The sequence below is a fragment of the Brevibacterium sp. UBA7493 genome (assembly GCF_002479565.1).
GTDB classification, from domain to species: domain Bacteria; phylum Actinomycetota; class Actinomycetes; order Actinomycetales; family Brevibacteriaceae; genus Brevibacterium; species Brevibacterium luteolum.
This window is the reverse complement of the sequence record NZ_DLOD01000003.1, coordinates 318478-337437: the sequence shown is the minus strand read 5'-3', so window position 1 is coordinate 337437 and position 18960 is coordinate 318478. Positions and strand designations below refer to the sequence as shown.

Here is an 18960-nt window from a genome sequence, read left to right as displayed (position 1 = left end):
CCGTGCCGATCCTCGCGTTCATGCTCCTCGGCCTCATCTGCATCGCCTTCGCCGCCGTGCTCGCAGCAGCCGATGCCGCGATCTCGAACGTCTCCCACCACGAGATCTCCGACGCTGCCGAGGACGGCACCCGCGGCGGCACCACTGCCGCGGCGATCCTGGCCGACCTGCCCACCCACATCAACGTCCTGACCTTCGTCCGCCAGTTCTTCGAAGCACTGGCCACGGTCTTCATCGCCGTCGGCTACTACCATGTCTTCGGCATCAGCTGGCAGCTCATCCTCGCCTCCGTCATCACTGCCTCGATCGCGGTCTTCGTCGTCGCAGGCGTGTCCCCGCGGACCATCGGCCGGCGCCGGTCGCTCCAGGTCAGCCTGCTCACCGGCTGGCTGGTCGCCGGACTGCGCCGCGCACTCGGACCGGTGGCGCGGATCCTCGTGTGGCTGGGCAATGTGCTCACCCCCGATAAGGTCTTTCGCGACGGCCCGTTCGTGACAGAAGAGCAGCTGCGCGATCTCGTCGAGCGCGCCTCGGCTGTTGACGTCATCGAAGACGAAGAGCGCGACATGATCGAATCGGTTTTCAACCTCGCCGACACCCGCGTGTACAAGGTGATGGTCCCGCGCACCGACATCGTCGCCATCGACTCCGACCAGCCGCTGGTCAAGGCGATGGAGCTGTTCCTGCGCTCGGGCTTCAGCCGCGTGCCGGTCATCGACGACGACCTCGACGACGTGCGCGGAGTGGTCTACCTCAAAGACGTCGCCCGCCGCCTGCATCTGCACCCCGAAGACGCCGAGGCGCCGGTGTCCGAGCACTGCCGGCCGGTCGTCTTCGTGCCCGAGACCAAACCGGTCGATGAGCTCATGCGCGAGATGCAGCTGGCAAGCAACCACGTCGCGCTGGCCGTCGATGAGTACGGTGGCACCGCCGGGCTCATCACGATGGAGGACATCGTCGAGGAGATCGTCGGCGAGATCGAAGACGAGTATGATGCCGCCGAGGACGATATCGTCGAAACCGCGCCAGGGGAGTACCTGGTGAGCACCCGCACGCAGATCGACGACCTCGCCGAGTTCTTCGACACCCGCATCGAAGACGAGGACGTCACAACCGTCGGCGGGTTGCTGTCGAAGGCGATCGACCGCGTGCCGATCGCCGGGGCGCATGCGACGATCTCCGGACTGTACATCGAAGCCATGCCCGGCCAGGGCCGCCGCCACCGCATCACCCACGTGCGCGTGCGGCGGGAACGAGAGACTGAGGACGTATGACCGACCTGTTCCGCACCGATCTGCCCGAGGGCTACCGCGCCGGCTTCGCCTGCCTCGTCGGCCGCCCGAACACCGGCAAGTCCACCCTGACCAATGCGCTGGTCGGCTCGAAGATCGCGATCACCTCGGCGAAGCCGCAGACCACCCGCCACACGATCCGCGGCATCGTCCACCGCGACGACCACCAGCTCGTCCTCGTCGACACCCCCGGCCTGCACCGGCCGCGCACCCTCCTCGGCGCCCGCCTCAACGACCTCGTCGCAGCGACCCTGAGCGAAGTCGACGTCATCGGCTTCTGCCTGCCGGCCAACGAGCGCATCGGACCCGGCGACCGCTACATCGCCGAACAGCTGCAGATGGTCTCCGGACGCACCCCGGTCGTGGCACTCGTGACGAAGACCGACCTCGTCGACCGCGAACGGCTGACCGAGGCGCTCATCGCCGTCGAACAGCTCGGCGACTTCGCTGACATCGTCCCGGTCTCCGCCCGCGACGGCTACCAGGTCGACACCGTCGACGCAGTGCTGGCCAAGCACCTGCCCGAATCCCCGCCGCTGTACCCCGACGGTGAGATCACCGATGAACCGGAGACGGTGCTTGTGGCCGAACTCGTCCGCGAAGCGGCCCTGGAAGGCGTGCGCGACGAACTGCCGCACTCCCTGGCCGTCCAGGTCGAGGAGATGCGCCCGCGCGAAGACCGGCCGGAGGACAAGCCGCTGTGGGATGTGCACGTCAACCTCTTCGTCGAGCGCCCCAGCCAGAAGGCGATCGTCATCGGCCGCAAGGGCGCCCGCCTCAAGGAGATCGGCATGATGGCCCGCAAGAACATCGAGGCCATCCTCGGCACGCCGATCTACCTCGACCTGCACGTCAAGGTCGCCAAGGACTGGCAGCGCGACCCCAAGCAGCTCGGACGGCTCGGCTTCGACTTCTCCTGAGGCACCCGGTCGGGCACCACAGCCGGTCAAACGTTTGTAGACTTATGTGCTGTGAGTGAACCGCAGATCATCAAGCTGACCGAGCGCCGCCCGGAGGTCGCCCCCGAAGACCTCATCGACGGATTCGTGCCGCCGCCCCACTTCTCGGATGTGTCGTTCGACAGCTACCGGCCGGACCCGCAGCAGCCCTCGCAGTCCGAAGCCCGCGACAAGCTGCGCGACTTCACCCAACAGCGCCGGGAGACCGGCTTCCTGTCCAAGCTCTTCGGCTCCCAGCCCAAGGTCGGCAAGGGCATCTATCTCGACGGCGGATACGGTGTCGGCAAAACCCACCTCCTGGCAGCCGCCTGGCACGCCCACGAGAAGCCGGCCACCTTCGGCACCTTCGTCGAATACACCAACCTCATCGGCGCCCTCGGCTTCCAGCGCGCCCGCGACGAGCTGTCGAAGATGAAGCTCGTGTGCATCGACGAGTTCGAACTCGACGACCCGGGCGACACTGTCATGATGTCGCGGCTCATGCGCGAGCTCACCGACGCTGGCGTCAAGATCGTCGCGACCTCCAACACGCTGCCCGGCGCGCTCGGCCAGGGGCGCTTCGCCGCCCAGGACTTCCTGCGCGAGATCCAGGCACTGTCCGACCAGTTCACCGTGCTCACCATCGACGGTGAGGACTACCGCCACCGCGGCAGCCCCACACCTCCGGAACCGGTCGATGCCGCAGGACTCGACGACTACGCCGCCCGCACCAGTGCAACGACCGTCGCCCGAGATGACTTCGATGAGGTGCTCGAGCACCTGTCGGCAGTCCACCCGTCCCGCTACAGCCGCATGCTCGAAGGCATCGACATGGCACTGTGGGACGACGTGCACACCATCGACAACGAAAGCGTCGCACTGCGGTTCGTCGCTCTCGTCGACCGGATGTACGACCGCGGTGTGACCATCCATAACAGCGGCCAGCGCCTCGACGCCGTCTTCACCGACGACATGGTCTCCGGCGGGTATCGCAAGAAGTACATGCGCTGCCTGTCCCGGCTCACCGCGCTGGCCAGCGGAACGGAGAAATGATGAAGCTCGAACCCGCCGAGCAGCCGCCGCTTGCCGACAACGTCGAGCAGGCATCCCCGGCTGAGGTCGCTGAGCTGCTGCGGTTCAGTCCCGGTGATGACTTCTCCGCCATCGACACCTCCGCCACCCCGGGCTTCTCCGGTGACAAAGCCGCAGGCAAGGAAGCCCAGGCGATCGACCACGAGCTGCTCTCCGACCTGCAGGAGCGCCTGTACGCCAACGCCAATGCCGGCGACCTGCGCAAGGCAGTGCTGCTCGTGCTGCAGGGCCGGGACACCGCCGGCAAAGGCGGGGTCGTCAAGCATGTCGTCGGCGCGCTCAGCCCGCACGGAATGCAGGTGGCCGCCTTCGGCGTCCCGACCGAGGAGGAGGCCTCCCACCACTTCCTGTGGCGGATCTACCGCGCACTGCCGAAGTTCGGCAACATCGGCGTCTTCGACCGGTCGCATTACGAGGACATCCTCGCCGTGCGGATGCACAAGCTGCGCCCGCCATCGGTGTGGCTCGAACGCTACGACACCATCAACGGCTTCGAAGACAGCCTGACCGACTCCGGCATCCACATCGTCAAGTGCATGCTCACGGTCTCCCAGGAAGAGCAGGCCGACCGTCTGGAGAACCGGCTGCGACGCGTGGACAAGCACTGGAAGTACAACAGCGGCGACGTCGCAGACCGTGCACGCTGGTCAGAGTACACGCAGGCCTACCAGGACGTCCTCGACCGCACGTCGACCGATGACGCCCCCTGGTACGTCATCCCAGCCGACCGCAAGTGGTACTCGCGCTGGGCGATCGTGCGCCTGCTCATCAATGAGCTGCAGAAGCTCGACCTCGACTGGCCCCTCGGTGACTTCGATCCCGAGGAAGAGCTGCGCGATCTCAAGGAGACCAACAAGCAGTTCACCGACTGAACGCGCTCACCGACGCGCCTCAGCGCAGCAGCAGCCAGCGGAACACCGGCCAATCCGGCACCCAGTCCGGCAGGCCGGTCGTGAGCAGACCCAGCCACACCACGCCTGCGACGAAGGCACCCGTCAGCGTGGCGACGGCCAGCGACACAGACCAGTGGCTGGCACGCAGCCACTCCGTCCACCGGTGCAGCACCGCCCGGCCCCACAGCAGCAGATTCTGCGCCCACTGGAACTCCGAGGCGATGATCGCCAGGCCGATGAACACGATGAGCCATCCAGGGCCCGGCAACGGCACGAGGATGAGCCCGATGACAATGACGGTGCCGCCGACGCAGCCCACAAGCCAGCGGTAGACGAAAGCCGTCTGCGGATTGCTCATGATGAACCTGCGCCAGCGCAGGAACGACAGCCGGGCACGGCGAAACCACGGCCGGCCCTTCTTGTGCGTGCGGGACAGCCAGCCCTGGGGACGGGGATGGCGCTGTGTCACGCCACCAGTGTAAGGATTCCGGCTTCGCGGTATCCTCGGCACCCTCCCAGGTGAGCGTGCTTTCACCGCTTAGGAGAGCGGCAGATCAGCCCTTCTGGAGCATGTGACGAGCGTCACTGCCAGGCGATTTGGCAACTTGGAGTTCACCCGATAGAGTTGTTTCTCGTTGCAAGGAAATCTCCCTCGCAATCACGCGGATGTGGCTCAGTTGGTAGAGCATCACCTTGCCAAGGTGAGGGTCGCGGGTTCGAGTCCCGTCATCCGCTCGGAGACAGGCCAGACCGTCTCACGGTGGAGTGGCCGAGAGGCGAGGCAGCGGCCTGCAAAGCCGTATACGTGGGTTCGAATCCCATCTCCACCTCGGCTTCGCCTTCGGGCGCAAGCGCGATTGGCGCAGCGGTAGCGCGCTTCCTTGACACGGAAGAGGTCACTGGTTCGATCCCAGTATCGCGCACGGCGTTGCACGCCATGCACAACTGAATACGCCACCACGCAAGTGGAACAGGCGCGATTGGCGCAGCGGTAGCGCGCTTCCCTGACACGGAAGAGGTCACTGGTTCGATCCCAGTATCGCGCACAGGATGAGAATGCCGGGCCTTGCAGCCCGGCATTCTGCATTTCCCGGCCCTGCGGCGCCCACGTGCATCCCAGCTGTGACAGGCGTGTTGCGAGATCGCAACGAGTCCATGCGCCGGCTGGCGGACTTGCCCGTTAAGCTGGGGTGGAACGCACTCACTGACCTCGATCTGAAAAGAGAGCCACGATGTCTTCTCAGCCCCCATACGGCTCCGATCCGTACGGCGACAGCGGTCAGGGCGGACAGCCCGGATACGGTTCGCAGCCCGGATATGGCGCCCAGCCCCAGTACGGTTCGCAGCCTGGCTACGGCGGACAGCCGCAGTACGGTGAGCAGGCCCCCAGCTACTCGGCAGCCGGCGGCTACCCCGGCGGCGAGGCCGGTCCGGCCGACCAGTACTCACCGAACTACAGCGGACAATCCGACCCGTACGGCGGCGGCTACGGTGGCGGATACGGCGGAGACTACGGCTCCGGCGGCGACTCGAAGGCCCGCAACATCCTCGGCATCCTCGCCCTCATCGCCGGCATCCTCGCCTTCCTGGCCTCGGGCGGCGCATGGATCCCGATCCTCGGCTTCGTCGTGGCTGGGATCGCCTTCCTGCTGGCAATCGCAGCCATCGTCCTCGGCTTCATGGGCCTGTCTGCGGCAAAGCAGAACAAGGCCACCAACCGCGGTATGAGCATCGCCGGCCTGATCCTCGGCGGACTGTCCATGCTGGGCACGATCATCCTCATCGTCGTCCAGGTCTTCCTCCTCAACTCCATGTCGACGGATCCCGGCCAGGACCCCACCGATGAGCCGACCGATTCGGCGACCCAGGAACCCGGACAGACCGACGGAGCGCCGCCGACTGACGAAGCCGAGCCGACCGAAGATCCCACCCAGCCCGCCGGCGGGGCATCCGAAGGCTCAGTGGACCTGACCTCCGGTGTGTCGCTGGCCGTGTCAGTCGGACCGGACAACGTCGACTTCGGTGCCAACACGACCAATGGCGAGATCGCCCGCGTCGTCTACACCATCGACAACACCTCCGGATCGGACTTCGACCCCGGCTTCCCGACGATCAAGTGCACCTACTCCGGCGGAACCTGCAACGACGTCTTCTCCGGTGACTACTCAGGTGGACTCGCCTTCGAAACCGTCCCAGCCGGACAGAAGAAGGAGTTCGCTCTCGGGTACGAGGTGCCCCACAGCGAGATCGACTCACTCAAGCTCGAAGTGACCATCCCGAACTCGGATCAGAAGTACACCCCGTACACCTTCGAGAAGAAGTAATCTGACCACCTGTGATGGGCTGAGGTTCCGGTAGCGGAACCTCAGCCCATCCGCTTCTGCCAGGCACCAGAAGCGGTAGACTTTCACCGACCGCCATCACCAATGACAACGAGGAGTACCGACGTGGCCGATTACATTCAACTCGAGGGCAAGCAGATCCCATTCGAGGCAGGAATGACCGGCACGACGGTGTACGCCGACCGGAAAGACGTCATCGCCATCGAACTCAACGGTGCGTCTGCCGACCTCGACCGTGAGCTGTCCCCAGGAGACGTCGTCAACCCCATCACCCTGGCCGACGACGAGGGCCTCAACATCCTGCGCCACTCCGCCGGACACGTCGTCGCACAGGCGGTGCAGGAGCTGTTCCCCGGCACCAAGCTGGGCATCGGCCCGTTCATCACCGACGGCTTCTACTTCGACTTCGACGTCGCTGAGCCCTTCACCCCTGAAGACCTCAAGCAGATCGAGAAGCGCGCCAAGCAGATCATCAAGCAGGGCCAGCAGTTCAAGCGCGTCGTCGTGAGCGAGGACGAAGCGCGCTCCCGCATGGGCAGCGAACCGTACAAGCTCCAGCTCATCGACGACCGCGCCAAAGCCGGTGACGACGAAGAGGCATCCATCGAAGTCGGCGGCGGCGAACTGACCGTGTACGAGAACACCAACCGGCAGGGCGAAGCCGTCTGGCAGGACCTGTGCCGTGGACCGCACCTGCCGAGCACCAAACACATCGGCCAGGGCTTCGCCGTCACCCGCTCCTCGGCTGCCTATTGGCGCGGCGACCAGGCCAACGCGTCCCTGCAGCGCATCTACGGCACCGCCTGGGCCTCGAAGGATGACCTCAAGGCCTACCAGGACCGCATCGCCGAAGCCGAGCGCCGCGACCACCGCAAGCTCGGCGCTGAACTCGATCTGTTCTCCTTCCCCGACGAGCTCGGCTCCGGCCTGCCGGTGTTCCACCCCAAGGGCGGCATCGTCAAGCGCGAGATGGAGGACTATGTGCGCCGCCGGCACATCGAAGAGGGCTTCTCCTACGTCGGCACCCCGCACATCTCCAAGGAGTCCCTCTTCTACACCTCCGGACACCTGCCGCACTACGGGGAGAACATGTTCCCGGCTCTGCAGGTCGACGAGGTCCGCGACGAGGAGACCGGTGAGATCGTCAAGGCCGGCACCCCGTACCGGCTCAAGGCGATGAACTGCCCGATGCACAACCTCATCTACCGCTCCCGCGGCCGGTCCTACCGCGACCTGCCGCTGCGGCTGTTCGAGTTCGGCACCGTCTACCGCGACGAGCCCTCCGGCGTCATCCACGGGCTCACCCGCGTGCGCGCCCTGACCCAGGACGACTCGCACTCCTACGTCTCCGAGGAAGATGCCGCCAAAGAGATCCGGCATCTGCTCGACTTCGTGCTCTCGCTGTTGCGTGACTTCGGCCTCGATGACTTCTACCTTGAGCTCTCCACCCGTGATGAGGACGGGAAGAAGAAGGACAAGTTCATCGGCTCCGACGAAGTGTGGGCGGAGGCAACCGAGGTGCTGGAGTCCGTTGCCCTGGAGACCGGCCTCGAACTCGTCCCAGACCCCGGTGGTGCTGCCTTCTACGGACCGAAGATCTCCGTGCAGGCACGCGATGCGCTCGGCCGCAGCTGGCAGATGTCGACGGTGCAGCTGGACTTCAACCAGCCGGAGCGCTTCGACCTCGAATACCAGGCCGCTGACGGCACCCGCAAGCGCCCGGTCATGATCCATGCCGCGAAGTTCGGGTCGATCGAGCGGTTCTTCGGCGTGCTCACCGAACACTACGCCGGCGCCTTCCCCGTGTGGCTGGCCCCGGTGCAGGTGACCTGCCTGCCGGTCGCCGAGGAGTTCTCGCCGTACCTGCACGAGGTGGCTGAGAAGCTGCGCGCCCGCGGGGTGCGCGTCGAGGTCGACGACTCCGATGACCGGTTCCCCAAGAAGATCCGCAACGCCTCGAAGTCGAAGGTGCCCTACACCCTCATCGCCGGCGGTGATGACCGCGATGCTGGTGCAGTGTCGTTCCGGTTCCGCGACGGCAGCCAGGACAACGGCGTCGCCGTTGATGAGGCCATCGAGCGGATCGTGGAGGCAATCGAGACGAAGGCGCAGGTATGACCGGCGAGGACGTCAGCGAGGCAGCCGCCCGGATGCCTGAACCCGAGGCGGCCGCTGGGTTCCCCGGTGAACCCGACGGCCTGCAGCGGCTGTGGACCCCGCACCGGATGGTCTACATCGGCGGGCAGAACAAGCCCAAGGACGACAGCACCCCGGAGTGCCCGTTCTGCCTGGCGCCGAGCAAGGACGACGAAGAGGGCCTCATCGTCGCCCGCGGCGAGCACGTCTTCGCTGTGCTCAACCTCTACCCGTACAACCCCGGTCACCTGCTCATCTGCCCGTACCGTCACGTCGCTGACTACACGGAGCTGACCGAGGCCGAGACGATCGAGATCGCGCACTTCACCCAGCACGCGATGCGCGTCATCCGTGCGGTGTCATCACCGCACGGCTTCAACCTCGGAATGAACCAGGGCGGAATCGCCGGCGCTGGCATCGCCGCCCACCTGCACCAGCACATCGTGCCGCGGTGGGGCGGGGACGCGAACTTCCTGCCGATCATCGCGCAGACGAAGGCACTGCCGCAGGTGCATGCCGACGTCCGCGAACTCTTCTCCAAGGAATGGGCCGCATGAAACCAGCCGACATCACCTCCCTCATCAGCTGCGCCGAGCCGGTCTCGGCCGGCGAACGCATCCTCTGCCAGCTCACCCGCCCCGACGTCGAGGCCAACAGTTACCGGTCCCAATACGTCGCACGCCAGCTCCCGGTCACCGGCACCAACACCGCCGGCGCCACGGGCACGGCAGGGGAGTGGACCCGTCTTAGCCACGGCTGGAACGACAGCGCACTGACGATCACCGATGATTCCTTCGGATTCCTGCGCGCGGTCGGCCCGAAGGAATCCCCGCAGCTGTACATCGGCGCCACCGGTGCCGAAGCCAGGCGCCTGACCGACGCACCGCTGGGCGTCAGCGGCTTCGCGTTCGACCCCTCGGGGCAGCGGGCTGTATACCTTGCCCGCACACCCGAAGAGGGTCGCTACGGCACCGACGAGGACATCAGCGCCGATGCCGAGGCCCCGCGCCACATCACCGCAGCGAGCTACCTCAGCGACGGACTCGGCTACGGCGGCGACCGCCTCACCCAGCTGTTCTCCGTCGACCTGACCGACCCGGGGATGACCGCCGAGAGCCTGCTCGGCAGTGAGACGCTGCCTGAGTCCGTGCAGCTGACCGAGCACGCCGAGGACGTCAGCGACCCTCAGTTCAGTCCAGCCGGCCAGCTCAGCGTCGTCGCCGGCCTCGAACAGCCGACCGGTGACGTCGATCTGCGCTCCCACCTGTGGCTCATCACCGATGACGGGATGGAGCGCATCGACCTGGGCATGCACAGCGCCCACGCCCACGTCTGGCTCGATGAGGACCGCATCGCCTTCATCGGCATCGAACACCGCGCATCGGTCATCGACTTCGTCGCCGCCCTGCCCGGGCTCTTCATCCACGACCGCTCCACCGGCCAGACCACCCGGATCACCTGCGATGAGACGATCGAACTCGAAGGCATCCGGCCGGTCATCGCCGACGGGTGCGCCTACGTCGTCCTCACCGTCGACGGCTCCCAGCGCGCCGCCCGCATCCCGCTGGACGCCGGGACGGTGACCCTGACAGACGGTGAGCTCACCTGCGCCGAGGCGACCGCCGCCTCGGGCACGGAGAGCGCACCTGCCCTGCTGAGCCCGCCCGAACTCGTCGTCACCGGCCTGTGCCGCCATGGCGAGCAGCTCATCGTCACCGCAGCCACGGTCACCTCACCCGGTGAGATCTTCGCCATCGACGCAGCCGGCGGACTCACCCAGCTCAGCGACTTCGCCACGCAGCTCGTCGACGAGCCGCTTGCCGTCACCACCCCGCAGGCGGTGTCGGCGACGACCCCGCTGGGCGATGTGCACGGCTGGGTGGCGATTCCGGAGGGCGAAGGCCCGTTCCCCGTCGTGCTCAACATCCACGGCGGACCGTTCTCCCAATACACCGAGGCGCTGTTCGACGAGACCCAGGTGCTCACCCGCGGCGGATACGCCGTCGTGTATGCCAATCCGCGTGGCTCCAACGGCCGCGGCCGCGCCTGGGGACAGGCCGTGCAAGGGGACATGGCCGCACCGGCACACGCCGATGTGCTCGAGATCCTCGACGCCGCACTGGCCGCCCACCCGCAGCTCGATGGCAGCCGCCTCGGCATCCAGGGCGGATCCTACGGCGGATACCTCACCGCCATGATCCTCAACGCCGAGGACCGGTTCGCCGCCGGTATCGTCGAACGCGGCTACCTCGATCCGACGACCTTCATCGGCACCTCGGACATCGGCCGGTTCTTCAGCGAGGAGTACTCCGGCCGCGACCCTGAGCGGATCGCCGCCCAGTCGCCGATGACGGACATCGAGAAGAACACCACCCCGACACTCGTCATCCACTCCGAACGCGACTTCCGCTGCCCGCTGGAACAGGCGCAGCGATACTATGCTGCCCTGCAGCGCGCCGGTACACACGCCGAGCTGCTCATCTTCCCCGGCGAGAGCCACGGACTGTCCCGCACAGGCCAGCCGCGGCACCGCGTACAGCGCTTCGAGCACATGCTCACCTGGTGGAGCACGCACCTGCGCACCTGACAGTGACATCGACCGCGCCCCCGCAGCCCCGACGGGAGGCCGATGCAACGACCGCACACGAGCTGGCGCACCAGCTCAGCCGAGAGGAAGCCGAATGAAAGCCCGCACCGCAGCACGCGTGGTGCTGCTCAACCCGGCAGGAGAGGTGCTCCTGCTGCATGTCAAGGACATGCACGACGATTCACGGCACTGGTGGATCACCTGCGGTGGCGGTGCCGAGCTCGGCGAGACCGCCGTGCAGACAGCCGCCCGCGAGCTCTCCGAGGAAGCCGGCATCGAGTGCGATCCAGCCGACCTCCTCGGCCCGCTGGCCAGCCGGTCGTTCGTCATGGAGTTCAAACACCACTCGACGATCCAGCACGAGACCTACTACGGCATGCAGTGCGATGAGGACTTCGACTTCGACGAGGCGATCTGGACCGACATTGAGAAGGCCTCGATCGTCGAGGGCCGCTGGTGGTCGCTGTCCGAGCTGAGCTCGACCACCGACGTCATCTACCCGCCGCAGCTGCCGACCCTGGTCGAGATGGTGCAGCGCCGGGACGTGCCGGACGAACCGCTGGTGCTCGAATAGCGGCCAGTCGCGGCGGTACACTTCAGACAGCCGCGCGGCAGGCCCCGGCGCTGATGACGCCGGCCCCAGACGGCACACACGCGCAACCGAGACGAGGAGACATCAGTGGCAGGCCACTCCAAGTGGGCGACAACCAAGCACAAGAAGGCAGCGATCGACGCCAAGCGCGGAAAACTGTTCGCCAAGCTCGTCAAGAACATCGAAGTCGCAGCTCGCAACGGCGGCGCCGACGTCGAAGGCAACCCCACCCTGTTCGACGCGATCCAGAAAGCCAAGAAGTCCTCGGTGCCCAATGACAACATCGAGCGCGCCGTCAAGCGCGGCGCCGGACTCGACGGCGGCGGGGTGGACTACGAAACCATCATGTACGAAGGCTACGGCCCCGGCGGTGTCGCCATGCTCATCGAGTGTCTGACCGACAACCGCAACCGCGCCGCCTCCGAGGTCCGCGTCGCGGTGACCCGCAACGGCGGGTCGATGGCGGATCCCGGTTCGGTCTCCTACAACTTCAACCGCAAGGGCGTCATCGTCGTCCCCGCCGAGGGCACCGATGACGAGGCGATCATGGAGGCCACCCTCGAAGCCGGCGCCGAAGAGGTCAACGACAACGGCGAGACCTTCGAGATCATCTCCGAGGCCACTGACCTCGTCGCCGTGCGCACCGCACTGCAGGAAGCCGGCATCGACTACGATTCGGCCGACGCCTCCTTCGTGCCCAACATCGAGGTGCCCCTCGACGCGGCGACCGCGGAGAAGGTCTTCAACCTCATCGACGTGCTCGAGGACTGCGATGACGTGCAGAACGTCTACTCCAACGCCGACGTCTCCGATGAGGTGCTCGCCGAGCTGAACGGCGCCTGAGCCGATGCGCGTGATGGGAGTCGACCCGGGCCTGACCCGCTGCGGCATCGGCGTCATCGACGCCGCGCGCATCCACCGGCCGGCTCTCGTCGCCGTCGATGTCATCGAGACCCCCAGCGTCAGCGCCGTCGACACCCGCCTCGGCGCGCTGGCCGATGCCTTCGACCGGTGGCTCGATGCGCACCGGCCCGATGTCGTGAGCATCGAACGGGTCTTCGCCCGCCACAACGTCTCCACCATCATCGGCACCGCGCAGGCCTCCGGGCTGACGATGGGCCTGGCCGCCCGCCGCGGCATCCCCGTGGCCATGCACACCCCGTCCGAGGTCAAAGCCGCGGTCACCGGCAGCGGCCGGGCCGGCAAGGCGCAGGTGACGAACATGGTCACCCGGATCCTGCGGCTTAACGCCCCCGTCAAGCCCGCCGACGCCGCCGATGCCCTGGCCCTGGCGATCTGCCACCTGTGGCGCGGTGCCGGCGCGGCCGGGTCGACCCCGGGAGCGACGAAGGACGTCGACACCAGGCAGGGCGGCGGTCGGCAGGGCAGCTCGCTGACCCCAGCTCAGCAGCAGTGGGCCGAAGCCCTCAAGAGCGCCGGAACGCCGCGTCGCCGGTGACACCGGGCCCGAGGCGTGCTGGCCTCGGCACACGCCGGAGCCGAGGTGCCCGGTTCCGTCCGTGCGACCGGCTAGAGTGGTATTCGTACATACGTTCACACCTGGAGCTTGAGTGATCACCTACCTTTCGGGCACGGTCGCCAGCGTGCGCCCCGACAGCCTCACCGTCGTCACCGCCGGCATCGGCCGCCGCGTCTTCGCCACCCCGGCCCTGACCTCTGGCGTGCGCCACGGCCAGGACATCGAACTGCACACCGTGCTTGTCGTCCGCGAGGACTCACTGACCCTCTTCGGATTCGGCGACGCCGCCGAACGCGACCTGTTCGAAACCCTGCAGACGATCTCCGGCATCGGCCCGCGCCTCGCCCTGGCAGTCCTCTCGGTGCTCAGCCCCGAGGAGCTGAGCCAGGCGATCGCCGATGAGAACCAGGCCGCACTGACCAAGGTGCCCGGCATCGGCAAGAAGGTCGCCGCCCGGCTCATGCTCGAACTGGCCGGCAAGCTCACCTCCTTCCCGCAGCCGTCAGGCACAGCTGCCGCATCCGCGGCCCCGGCCGGCGGTGCCGATGCGGTCTCCGCGCAGGTCGTCGAGGGACTCGTCAACCTCGGGTGGCGGCAGGCGCAGGCGGAGAAGGCCGTGGCCGACACCCGCGCAGAGTTCGACATCGAACCGACGACACCTGAACTGCTCAAGGCCACCCTCAAGTCCATCGGCGGGCGCGTATGAGCGAACCGAGCTACGAAGTCGAGTTCACCGGAGACGACCTCACCGGTGCCGAAAGCGCACGCCTGACCCGCGCCGGAGCCGATGACGGCGAACGAGCAGCCGAGGTCGCGCTGCGCCCGCGGGGCCTGAAGGACTTCACCGGACAGCCGCAGGTGCGCGAACAGCTCTCCCTCGTCCTCGACGCCGCAGCTGCCCGCAACCGCGCCCCCGACCATGTGCTGCTCTCCGGCCCGCCGGGACTGGGCAAGACCACCCTGGCGATGATCATCGCCCATGAGCTCGGCACCCAGATCCGCGTCACCTCGGGCCCGGCCGTCCAGCACGCCGGCGACCTCGCAGCGATCCTGTCCTCGCTCGAAGAGGGCGAAGTGCTCTTCATCGACGAGATCCACCGGGTCGCCCGCGCCGCCGAGGAGATGCTCTACGTCGCCATGGAGGACTTCCGCGTCGACGTCATCGTCGGCAAAGGACCCGGCGCGACCGCCATCCCGCTCGACCTGCCGCCCTTCACCCTGGTCGGGGCGACCACCCGCTCCGGCTTGCTGCCGGCACCGCTGCGCGACCGCTTCGGGTTCACCGGCCACCTCGACTTCTACTCCGAAGAGGACCTGCACACTGTGCTGCGACGCTCAGCCCAGATGCTCGACATCGAAGCCGATGCCGCCGGTCTGCAGGAGATCGCCACCCGCTCCCGCGGCACCCCGCGCATCGCCAACCGGCTGCTGCGCCGAGTGCGCGACTGGGCACAGGTCCGCGGCGGCGGCGTCGTCGACTACGACGCCGCACGCGCCGCACTCAAGGTCTACGAAGTCGACGAGCGCGGACTCGACCGGCTCGACCGCGCTGTGCTGCGCGCCCTGTGCGAGCGCTTCGACGGCGGACCTGTCGGCCTGCGCACCCTGGCCGTGTCCGTAGGGGAGGAGCCGGAGACCGTCGAAGAGGTCGCCGAACCGTTCCTCGTGCGCGAAGGACTCATCTCCCGCACCCCGCGCGGACGCATCGCCACAGGTCAGGGCTGGCGACACCTCGGGCTGCCCCCGAAGGACGCCGAACGGGCTCTCTTCGAGTTCACAGACGACGATTAGTGATTGCCGCCGCGTCGCCACTAGACTGACTTCTTGGCTATAGCCCCGTCATATCGAAAGGCTGATCTCACTCGTGGATCCCACAACACTCATCTTCCTTGGCCTCGGCGCCCTCATGCTGTTCTTCCTGTTCAGCAGCCGCAAGAAGCAGAAGGCCCGCCAGGAGAGCATCAAGTCCAATCTGGTGCCCGGTGCCGAGGTGATGACGACGTTCGGTGTGTACGGAACCGTGCTCACCGTCTCGCCGGAGGACCACATCGTCACGATCGAGAGCGGTCCCGGCACTGTGCTGCGCATCCACCAGCAGGCCATCGGCCACATCGAGCCGGCCGCCGGTGTCGCCACCGACGGGCTGTCCGATGACACCGCTGCCGCTGATGCCGACCGCGACCTGCCTGCCGATGACACGCTGGCCTCCGATGACCGCCTGGCAGACGACCGCTTCGACGACTCGGATCGCCTCGACAACTACCGCGGCGGCAACTACGGCGGCGGCGACTACACGTCCGACAACGACCTCGATGACCCGCGCCGCGATGACCGCGGTGACGACTTCAAGGCCTGATCACATCCCAACGAAAGATCCCCTGTGTCAACTTCCGCAGACAAGCCCCGTCCGGGACTGCGTTTTGCGTGGCTGACGATCTTCACGCTGGCCCTCGTCGCCCTCATCGGCGGCGGGGCCATCTGGTCGAACGCCTCCTGGACCCCGAAGCTCGCCCTCGACCTCGAAGGCGGCACCTCCATCATCCTCGAGCCGCAGCTGGAGGATCAGCGCATCACCCAGGAGCAGCTCGAGCAGGCGGTGGCGATCATCCGCCAGCGCGTCGACTCCACTGGTGTGTCCGAAGCTGAGATCACCACGCAGGGCGACCGCAACATCATCGTCAACCTGCCGGGCAACCCGGACGAGCAGACCCGTGAGCTCGTCCGCTCCTCGGCACAGATGGTGTTCCGCCGTGTTGCCGTCGTCGCACCTCCCGAGCCGGACACCGGCGAGCAGCCTGCCGAAGAGCAGGGCGAGGAGGGCAACGACGCCACCGATGAGGAGAAGAAGCAGCTCGAGGAGCTGCTCAAGGACCAGAGTAATGAAGAGGCCCCCGCGGAAGAAGAGCCAGCACAGGGCGGCGCCGGTTCAGTGACCGGCACTGAAGGTGCCGACGTCACGGCCCAGCAGCCCAGCGATGCCGGCACCGTGCCCGGCCCGGCCGGCAACCCCGGCGACGCTGAGGATGCCGAGTCCGGTCAGGGCACCGTCAAGGAAGGCGAGTTCCCGCGCTTCGATCCGCAGACCGACCAATCGTGGCTGACCCCGGAGATCCTGCAGACCTTCCAGGAACTCGACTGCACCAAGGAAGAGAATCGCATCGGCGGCGAAGCAGCCCCTGACGACCAGCCGGTTGTCGCCTGCGACCAGAGCGGTGCGGCGAAGTACGTGCTCGGACCCGTCGAGTTCGACGGCTCCCACATCACCGACGCCGAGTTCACCTTCGAGACGACCGCACAGGGCGCCCAGACGAACCGCCCGGCAGTATCCATGACGCTCGACAACTACGGCGCTGAGGCCTTCAGCCAGATCTCCGGCAAGCTCACCGGCCTGCAGGAGCCCTACAGCCAGTTCGCGATGGTGCTCGACGGCCAGGTGCTCTCAGCACCGCGTTCCCAGGCACACATCACCGACGGCCGGATGATCATCACCGGTCAGTTCACCGTCGAGGAAGCCGAGACCCTGGCCAGCCAGCTGAAGAACGGCTCCCTGCCGATCAGCTTCCAGGTCCAGAGCGAACAGCAGATCTCACCCACCCTGGGTGCCGACTACCTCGCCAAGGGCCTGCTGGCCGGCGGTATCGGTCTGCTGCTCGTCGTCGGATACTCGCTCATCCAGTACCGCGTGCTCGGACTGGTGACGGTCTCCAGTCTCGCTGTCGCCGGTGTGCTGACGTATCTGCTCTTGCTGTTCGTCACCTGGCGCTACGGCTACCGGCTGTCACTGGCCGGTGTCGCCGGTCTCATCGTCGGCATCGGCATGACAGCGGACTCGTTCATCGTCTACTTCGAGCGCATCCGAGACGAGCTGCGCTCCGGGCGCAAGCTCACAAGCGCCGTCGAGATCGGCTGGGATCGCGCCAAGCGCACGATCTTCGCCTCGAAGGCCGTCAACATGCTCGCCGCCGTCATCCTCTACATCCTGGCCGTCGGCAGCGTGCGCGGCTTCGCATTCACGCTCGGCCTCACGGTCATCGTCGACGTCATCCTCGTCGTCCTGTTCACGCATCCGATGATGCAGGTGCTGGCCCGCACCCACTTCTTCGGACACGGCCACCCGTGGTCGGGCATGGATCCGCGCCAGCTCGGCGTCAAGATGGCCGCCTACCGCGGTGCGATGGGCCTGGATCTGGAGAAGGCGAAGGAGAAGTCGAAGAAGCGCGGCTCCTACAAGGAGGCCAAGCGCCGTCAGGCATCCATCGAGAAGCGCTCCGGCTCATCGACGCGCGCCAGCCGGAAGTCCACCGGCACACTCACCGCCGACCGTTCAGAGCTCTCGATCGCCGAGCGCAAGGCGCTGCGCGAGAAGGAAGCCCGCGAACGCGAAGCCGGTGCTGACGCCGATGAGGCACGCACCGACAGCGACGACGTCACTGCCGGAGCAGGACGAAAGGACGGTGATGCCCGATGATGCGCTCGTTCTTCGCCTGGGGCAATGACCTGCACTCGGGCCGCACCTCGATCCCGTTCATCAAGCGCTCGAAGCTGTGGCTGGGCATCGCGATCGCCCTCATGATCGCCTCGCTCATCGTGCCGCTGCTGGGCGGATTCAACCTCGGCATCGCCTTCAAGGGCGGTTCCCAGTTCCAGATCGCCAACACCTCGGACACCTCCGAGCAGCACGCTCACGACGCAGTTGCGGAGGTCGTCGGCAACAACGTCTCGACCACGGTCGTGCCGACCTCGGACACGTCCATCAAGATCGACACCGACCAGCTGACCGACGATCAGATGCAGCAGGTCCGTGACGCGCTCGTGACGTCGTACAACGTCGAGAACGCCGACGTCACTTCGAACTTCGTCGGCCCGAAGTGGGGTCAGGACGTGACTGAGAAGATGACGCGCGCACTCGTCATCTTCGTCGCGATCGCGATGCTCGTGATGGCGATCTACTTCCGCACCTGGAAGATGTCACTGGCAGCGATCCTCGGTCTCGTCTTCGTCATGGTCGTCACGATGGGCATCTACTCCGCCCTCGGCTTCGAAGTCACCCCGGAGGCGATCATCGGCTTCCTCACCGTGCTCAGCTTCTCGCTGTACGACACAGTGGTGGTCTTCGACAAGATCCGCGAGAACACCGAGGACTTCAAGGAGAACAACCGCATGAAGTTCTCCGAGCTCGTCAACCTCGGCGTCAACCAGACGACCGTGCGCTCGATCAACACCTCGATGATCTCGGTGCTGCCGATCGCAGCGATCCTCTTCATCGGCGTGTTCCTGCTCGGCGCCGGCACCCTGACCGACATCGCGCTCTCGCTGTTCATCGGCACGATCGTCGCTGCCGCCTCGACCCTGTTCGTCGCCTCGCCGCTGTACAACCTGCTGCGGCAGAACGAACCGGCCGTCAAGGAGCAGGAGGCGATGGTCGACGAGCACCGCCGCAAGCGCGGACTGCCCGACCGCCCACCCGTGCTGTTCGAGGACGTGCGCGCCTGATCCGCATCAGCGAACACGCTCGCCTCGCCCGCGCACAGCACAGAAGCGCGTAAGATAGACAGACCATGGCAGGAATGCTCTCCTGTCATGGTCTGTTGATTATGTGACGAAGGGA

17 protein-coding genes and 4 tRNA genes are annotated in these 18960 nt (G+C 66.6%); 20 read left to right on the top strand and 1 reads right to left on the bottom strand.

Annotated features, from left to right (window positions below):
* Positions 1-2 precede the first annotated feature (2 nt).
* The 4 genes from B4E96_RS02900 to B4E96_RS02885 are packed head-to-tail and all read left to right on the top strand — an operon-like array spanning position 3 to position 4194.
* Positions 3-1274 (top strand): hemolysin family protein, encoded by a 1272-nt coding sequence (locus tag B4E96_RS02900; protein WP_286956321.1) that lies wholly within the window; start codon positions 3-5, stop codon positions 1272-1274.
* Entirely contained in the window at positions 1271-2212 is a 942-nt protein-coding gene (era, locus tag B4E96_RS02895) for a GTPase Era (RefSeq protein ID WP_170274227.1), read from the top strand. Before B4E96_RS02900 ends, era begins: the two co-directional genes overlap by 4 nt.
* Before the next feature lie 51 nt (positions 2213-2263).
* The gene (zapE, locus tag B4E96_RS02890) at positions 2264-3283 is read left to right on the top strand and encodes a cell division protein ZapE (RefSeq protein ID WP_286956319.1); all 1020 of its coding nucleotides are present in this window, start codon (positions 2264-2266) and stop codon (positions 3281-3283) included.
* Complete coding sequence (locus B4E96_RS02885; protein WP_102160355.1) at positions 3283-4194, top strand: PPK2 family polyphosphate kinase; 912 nt, start codon at positions 3283-3285, stop codon at positions 4192-4194. Before zapE ends, B4E96_RS02885 begins: the two co-directional genes overlap by 1 nt.
* 19 nt (positions 4195-4213) lie before the next feature.
* Here B4E96_RS02885 and B4E96_RS02880 read toward each other — a convergent pair whose 3' ends face one another.
* Positions 4214-4684, bottom strand: a complete 471-nt coding sequence (locus tag B4E96_RS02880; RefSeq protein ID WP_259798005.1) for a TIGR02611 family protein — start codon at positions 4682-4684, stop codon at positions 4214-4216.
* A gap of 193 nt (positions 4685-4877) precedes the next feature.
* On the opposite strand from B4E96_RS02880, the gene B4E96_RS02875 reads away from it, so the two are divergent.
* The 16 genes from B4E96_RS02875 to secF all read left to right on the top strand — a co-directional run bounded on the left by B4E96_RS02875 (position 4878) and on the right by secF (position 18845).
* Positions 4878-4950: transfer RNA gene (locus tag B4E96_RS02875), tRNA-Gly, on the top strand.
* A 24-nt stretch (positions 4951-4974) separates the two neighbouring features.
* Positions 4975-5045, top strand: a tRNA-Cys gene (locus B4E96_RS02870).
* A 21-nt stretch (positions 5046-5066) separates the two neighbouring features.
* Positions 5067-5138, top strand: a tRNA-Val gene (locus B4E96_RS02865).
* A 51-nt stretch (positions 5139-5189) separates the two neighbouring features.
* Positions 5190-5261 (top strand) — tRNA-Val (locus tag B4E96_RS02860).
* A gap of 186 nt (positions 5262-5447) precedes the next feature.
* Positions 5448-6539, top strand: a complete 1092-nt coding sequence (locus tag B4E96_RS02855; RefSeq protein WP_170274226.1) for a hypothetical protein — start codon at positions 5448-5450, stop codon at positions 6537-6539.
* A gap of 102 nt (positions 6540-6641) precedes the next feature.
* Positions 6642-8675 carry a threonine--tRNA ligase gene (gene thrS, locus B4E96_RS02850; RefSeq protein ID WP_414632658.1) on the top strand — a complete coding sequence of 678 codons (2034 nt, stop codon included), beginning with the start codon at positions 6642-6644 and terminating at the stop codon, positions 8673-8675.
* Positions 8672-9250: an HIT family protein gene (locus B4E96_RS02845; protein WP_170274224.1), complete on the top strand. Its 579-nt coding sequence runs from the start codon at positions 8672-8674 to the stop codon at positions 9248-9250. The genes thrS and B4E96_RS02845 overlap by 4 nt, the downstream gene beginning before the upstream one ends.
* Positions 9247-11280 (top strand): alpha/beta hydrolase family protein, encoded by a 2034-nt coding sequence (locus tag B4E96_RS02840; protein ID WP_286956317.1) that lies wholly within the window; start codon positions 9247-9249, stop codon positions 11278-11280. The genes B4E96_RS02845 and B4E96_RS02840 overlap by 4 nt, the downstream gene beginning before the upstream one ends.
* A 94-nt stretch (positions 11281-11374) precedes the next feature.
* Positions 11375-11854: an NUDIX hydrolase gene (locus B4E96_RS02835; RefSeq protein ID WP_170274222.1), complete on the top strand. Its 480-nt coding sequence runs from the start codon at positions 11375-11377 to the stop codon at positions 11852-11854.
* 105 nt (positions 11855-11959) lie between these two features.
* Positions 11960-12715: a YebC/PmpR family DNA-binding transcriptional regulator gene (locus B4E96_RS02830; protein ID WP_102160345.1), complete on the top strand. Its 756-nt coding sequence runs from the start codon at positions 11960-11962 to the stop codon at positions 12713-12715.
* 4 nt (positions 12716-12719) lie between these two features.
* The gene (gene ruvC, locus B4E96_RS02825; protein ID WP_102160343.1) at positions 12720-13331 is read left to right on the top strand and encodes a crossover junction endodeoxyribonuclease RuvC; all 612 of its coding nucleotides are present in this window, start codon (positions 12720-12722) and stop codon (positions 13329-13331) included.
* 112 nt (positions 13332-13443) lie between these two features.
* Positions 13444-14058 (top strand): Holliday junction branch migration protein RuvA, encoded by a 615-nt coding sequence (ruvA, locus tag B4E96_RS02820; RefSeq protein WP_259795409.1) that lies wholly within the window; start codon positions 13444-13446, stop codon positions 14056-14058.
* Positions 14055-15143, top strand: a complete 1089-nt coding sequence (ruvB, locus tag B4E96_RS02815; RefSeq protein WP_259795412.1) for a Holliday junction branch migration DNA helicase RuvB — start codon at positions 14055-14057, stop codon at positions 15141-15143. Before ruvA ends, ruvB begins: the two co-directional genes overlap by 4 nt.
* Before the next feature lie 73 nt (positions 15144-15216).
* Entirely contained in the window at positions 15217-15708 is a 492-nt protein-coding gene (locus B4E96_RS02810; protein ID WP_243743520.1) for a preprotein translocase subunit YajC, read from the top strand.
* A 24-nt stretch (positions 15709-15732) separates the two neighbouring features.
* Positions 15733-17820 carry a protein translocase subunit SecD gene (gene secD, locus B4E96_RS02805; protein WP_259795415.1) on the top strand — a complete coding sequence of 696 codons (2088 nt, stop codon included), beginning with the start codon at positions 15733-15735 and terminating at the stop codon, positions 17818-17820.
* Complete coding sequence (gene secF, locus B4E96_RS02800) at positions 17820-18845, top strand: protein translocase subunit SecF (RefSeq protein ID WP_165884759.1); 1026 nt, start codon at positions 17820-17822, stop codon at positions 18843-18845. Before secD ends, secF begins: the two co-directional genes overlap by 1 nt.
* Positions 18846-18960 lie beyond the last annotated feature (115 nt).